This is a genomic window from Streptomyces sp. NRRL S-350, assembly GCF_000719705.1.
GTDB lineage: Bacteria > Actinomycetota > Actinomycetes > Streptomycetales > Streptomycetaceae > Kitasatospora.
Window position 1 is genome coordinate 1 of record NZ_JOHO01000185.1, and the last position, 758, is coordinate 758.

Here is a 758-nt window from a genome sequence, read left to right on the forward strand (position 1 = left end):
CCCGTGTTCACCCAGTGGATCCACCGCTGCGAACAAGCCCTCACCCCCTACGTCGACTGGTCACTCACCGACATCCTGCGCGACCCCGACGCACCCCTCCACCGCGTCGACGTCGTCCAACCCGCCCTCTGGGCCGTCATGGTCTCCCTCGCCCACACCTGGCGCGAACTCGGCATCCACCCCGACGCCGTCATCGGCCACTCCCAAGGCGAAATCGCCGCCGCCACCGTCGCCGACATCCTCACCCTCGACGACGCCGCCCGCATCGTCGCCCTCCGCAGCCAGATCATCGCCCACCACCTCGCCGGCCAAGGCTCCATGGCCTCCATCGCCCTACCCGCCACCACCCTCCACGACCACCTCCGACACCACCCCCACATCACCATCGCCGCCCACAACGGCCCCACCACCACCGTCATCGCCGGCCCCACCCAACCCCTCGAAACCCTCCTCACCCACCTCGAACAACAAGGCACCCGCGTCCGCCGAATCCCCGTCGACTACGCCTCCCACACACCCGACGTCGAAACCATCCAAACCCAACTCCACACCGCCCTCTCCCCCATCACCCCCCGCAACAGCACCATCACCTTCCACTCCACCGTCACCGGAACACCCCTCAACGGCACCGAACTCACCGCCGACTACTGGTACCGCAACCTCCGCAACCCCGTCCTCTTCCACCCCACCACCCAAACCCTCATCACCACCCACCACACCACCTTCATCGAACCCAGCCCCCACCCAGTACTCGTCGC

General features: G+C 67.5%; 1 protein-coding gene. It reads left to right on the forward strand.

Annotation, left to right across the window (positions count from 1 at the left end):
• A partial coding sequence (locus tag IF30_RS0140410; RefSeq protein WP_030248211.1) for an acyltransferase domain-containing protein occupies nucleotides 1-758 on the forward strand: 758 nt, incomplete at both ends.